The organism is Mesorhizobium sp. M7A.F.Ca.US.014.04.1.1 (genome assembly GCF_003998745.1).
GTDB classification, from domain to species: domain Bacteria; phylum Pseudomonadota; class Alphaproteobacteria; order Rhizobiales; family Rhizobiaceae; genus Mesorhizobium; species Mesorhizobium ciceri.
On the sequence record NZ_RZRW01000562.1, the window covers coordinates 1 to 3,698 of the forward strand.

The window sequence follows — 3,698 nt, forward strand, 5'->3', positions numbered from 1 at the left end:
GGCGTATCCCGCTCCCGGCCCGCTGCGGACGTTGAGGTTGGTCGAGGTGTGAGCGCTGTAGGCGAAGGCCGCGGCGGACGTCCCGAACACCGCGGCCAGGATGGTCGCGGCCACAAGCAGAAAACGAAATCTCATCAGTCCCCTCCATTCGAATCCCGGCCGTTCATCTGCTTCGGCCAAGACTGCCCTGCAAGAGGAGCGGCCAAGCCAAGAAAAGTCAACAGGTGGGCGGCCGTAACCGTCCTGGCCAGCGGGACTGATGCCGGATTTTCCTTGGACATGGTTGAGGAATTTCGCGGTTGCCATTTATTGGCTCCTCAACATCCGCTAGCGTTACTCTCTTTCGACAATTCATCGCGGGCAAAGGTGGGATCCATGGGCAAAGGCAGGGTCGAGGCATTCACCGATGGCGTCGTGGCTATCATCATCACCATCATGGTGCTTGAGTTGAAAGTGCCGCATGGCGAGGATTTCTCCGCCTTGGTGCCGTTGTGGCCGATCTTCTTCTGCTACGTGCTGTCCTTCATCAATGTCGGCATCTACTGGAACAATCTGCACAACATGTTCCACACCGTTCAGCGGGTCGACGGGCGCGTGCTGTGGGCGAACCTCAATCTGCTGTTCTGGCTGTCGCTGATGCCGGTGACCACAGCCTTCATGGGCGAGAACCACTTTGCGCCGGTGCCGGTAGCAGTCTATGGCACCGACCTCGCGCTATGCGCCATCGCCTACACCATACTCGCCGCCGCGCTGCATCGCCTGCACGGCAATGATACCGCCTTTGCCAAGGCGCTGGGTAATGACCGCAAGGGGAAGCTCTCGCTGGCTGTCTATATCGTGGCCGTCGTGCTGACCTTCGTCAGCCAGTGGATCGGCGTCGCGCTCTATGTGCTGGTCGCGATGATATGGCTCGTACCGGATAGGCGCTTTGCGCGGGTGATCGAAAAGTAGTTGTCTTCACACATTTTCAAGGTAGAGCGCTGCACGGCTTTCCCAAATTGCCCTACTTGCGCATCGCTTTCAGTTTTTCCGCCACCGATGCGGCGAGGTCGGCATAGAGCTCCTCCAGCCGTTCCGCGGCCTTGATGATCGAGAAATCATGGCCGAATTTTTCCAGCGCCATGCGCAGTTTCTCGACGAACTCGGCTTGTTTCTCCAGCGCGGAAAAGAGTGTCTTCACCTGCGCTTCGCTGATGTCGGGATTGGCCAGCATCTGCGGCACCTCGCGGCCCATCTGGTCGCCAATGGCGGTCTGCTCCTTCAGAATTGCAACCCAGTCCGTCAATCAGGAACCTCCGTTTGTCCCCAGGCCTAAATCTCTTTTGCGGGGACAAAGGGCAACATGCGCAGCCTCGGCCGGACTGGTCAACCCGACAAGACGAGCAGAGGCTTGCACCGGCCCGTTCCGGCGCTAAGTTCGGCGCATCGAACAAGGAATCCATCGCCCATGATCACCGACGCCGAGATCCAGACCGCCCTGCCCGCGCTTGCTCCAGGCAATGCCGCCGTGATCACCGGCGCTGCCAGCGGCATCGGTCTGGCGGCCGCCAAGCGGCTTGCATTGCTAGGCATGAAGATCGTGCTGGCCGACATTGGCGGCGCGCGGCTTGACGACGCCTCGCGCGCCGCTTCCGCGCTTGCCGGCGACGATGCCGTGCTTGCCGTCGCCGCCGACGTTTCGAAGGCGGATGAGGTGGACCGCCTCGCCGAGAGAGCGTTCGGCGCCTTCGGCGGCGTGTCGCTGCTGATGAACAATGCCGGCGTCGGCGACAACCCCGGAAAGCCGTGGGAAAACCGCGATGCCTGGAAACGGCTGCTGGACATCAATTTCTGGGGCGTTGTGCATGGCGTGGAGGCCTTCGCGCCGCGCATGCTGGCCTCGGCCAGGCCGGGTCTGATCGTCAACACCGGCTCCAAGCAAGGCATCACCACGCCGCCCGGCAATCTTGCCTACAATGTCTCCAAGGCAGGAGTGAAAACCTTCACGGAAGGCCTGGCGCACGCGTTGCGCAACGAACCCGGCGCCCATGTCGCTGCCCATCTGCTGATCCCCGGCTTCACCTTTACCGGTCTGACCGAGGGTGCGACGGAAAAACCGGCCGGCGCCTGGACCGGCGAACAGGTTGTGGATTTCATGCTGGAATCCCTGACCAGGGGAGATTTCTACATCCTGTGCCCGGACAATGAGGCGGCCCGGCCGCTGGATGAAAAGCGCATGGCCTGGGCGATCGGCGACATCATCGAGAACCGCCCCGCTTTGTCGCGCTGGCATCCGGACCACAAAGGCAGTTTCGCAGCCTTCATGAAAGGCTGATCTTCAGGCCGCTTGCTTTTTCGACCCGCGCTTCTGTGCCACGGCCTTCTTCGCCGCGATGTCGGCGATCTGTTCGTCATGCCGCTTTGCCGCACGCTCGCATTTGGCGCGGATTTCCTCGACTTCGGATTCGGTCAGATGCTCGATGCCGATGAAGTGGTTGTGGCCCTTGCCGACCCGGATCAGTTCGTCGAGCTTGGCCTGGATCGCCGCGCCGTCGCGGTTCTGAGTGTTCTGGATCAGGAAGACCATCAGGAAGGTGATGATGGTCGTGCCCGTGTTGATGACAAGTTGCCAAGTGTCCGAAAAGCCGAAGAACGGACCGCTCACCCCCCAGGCGATGATGATGAGGCAACAGACGGCGAATGTCGGCGGCAGGCCGGCTATGCGGGCGACCCAGTTGGCAACCTTGGTGAAATGCTTTTCCATCTATCGAAATCCTCGACGCTGCGGCGCGATGAGAAACAATCAGCGACCGCTTCAGGTTCCCGATGCGAACAAATACCTCAGGTACAATTGCCTGCACGCATAGGGAGAATAGTCTGGAAAACACACCTTATGGGTTCAATGCCACAGTACTCCCGCAGGCAAGAGTGCCTGTTCCTTCCGCTTCACAGCGGTTTACCTCCAGCCCCTTCCGCTGCGCCACCCCCGCATGGCGGAAGGGGTTTCAGTCCGGAGAGCGCGGAGCATGGTTTCCCGAAAGCGCCGACCGGCAGAAGGACAGACGGTCGCTCCACTTTCCCGCAGATTGCTTGGCAGCGCCGGCCTAGGCCTGCTGATGGCCTGCGCGGCCGTGACCGCCAGGGCAGAACCATCAACAGCACCGGCTGCCGAAATAGCGACCGATCCGACAATCACCGGCAGTCTCGAAAGGCATTGGACCAACAACGCGCTGGACAGCGACCATGCGGTCAAGGACTGGTACACACTGTTGCGCGGTTCGCTGCAGCAGCAATGGGGCGACAACGACGCCAACGCGAAATTCAGCGCGGACTTCCAGGTAACGCATTACGACAAGACGTCGATCGAGGACGACCGCGGATTGTCGCTGTCGGCCGAGGCCTTCCGCCGGCTCGGCCCGGGCCTCGAACTGAGGGGATCGCTGAGCTATCGCGTCTCCAGCACCGGCGACAATCTGGATATCGGCCCGCTGACGCTGGGTACGCGCGAGTTCAAGCAGGTCTTCGGCGCCCAGACACAACTCGGCATCGACCTCGGCAACGCCACATCGCTGATCCTCGAGGCCGCCGACAGCTACGAAAAGCTCGGCGCGACGCATTTCCAGGAAGATCTCATCTTGCCGGCGAAGCTGCATGCCGACCGCAATCTCTTCCAGTTGGCGGCTCGGGTCACCCGGACAGTTGGCCAGCTTCCCTTCGGC

At 61.3% G+C, this 3,698-nt stretch carries 4 protein-coding genes and 1 pseudogene; 3 read left to right on the top strand and 2 right to left on the bottom strand.

Annotated features, from left to right (window positions below; translation table 11 throughout):
* Window positions 1-375: 375 nt before the first annotated feature.
* Window positions 376-951, top strand: coding sequence for a TMEM175 family protein (locus EOA22_RS27510; RefSeq protein WP_013530981.1), 576 nt, complete (start codon window positions 376-378; stop codon window positions 949-951).
* Window positions 952-1,003: 52 nt separating this feature from the next.
* Here the strand turns inward: EOA22_RS27510 and EOA22_RS27515 are convergent, their stop codons facing one another.
* Window positions 1,004-1,285, bottom strand: coding sequence for a hypothetical protein (locus tag EOA22_RS27515; RefSeq protein ID WP_027160626.1), 282 nt, complete (start codon window positions 1,283-1,285; stop codon window positions 1,004-1,006).
* 162 nt (window positions 1,286-1,447) lie between these two features.
* Between EOA22_RS27515 and EOA22_RS27520 the strand changes: the two genes are divergently transcribed.
* Window positions 1,448-2,314 carry an SDR family NAD(P)-dependent oxidoreductase gene (locus EOA22_RS27520; RefSeq protein ID WP_127390358.1) on the top strand — a complete coding sequence of 289 codons (867 nt, stop codon included), beginning with the start codon at window positions 1,448-1,450 and terminating at the stop codon, window positions 2,312-2,314.
* Between the two features lie 3 nt (window positions 2,315-2,317).
* Here the strand turns inward: EOA22_RS27520 and EOA22_RS27525 are convergent, their stop codons facing one another.
* Window positions 2,318-2,743 (bottom strand): low affinity iron permease family protein, encoded by a 426-nt coding sequence (locus EOA22_RS27525; protein WP_013530978.1) that lies wholly within the window; start codon window positions 2,741-2,743, stop codon window positions 2,318-2,320.
* A gap of 262 nt (window positions 2,744-3,005) precedes the next feature.
* Here EOA22_RS27525 and EOA22_RS27530 point away from each other — a divergent pair.
* A pseudogene (locus EOA22_RS27530) lies at window positions 3,006-3,698 on the top strand (hypothetical protein); the annotation flags it as partial.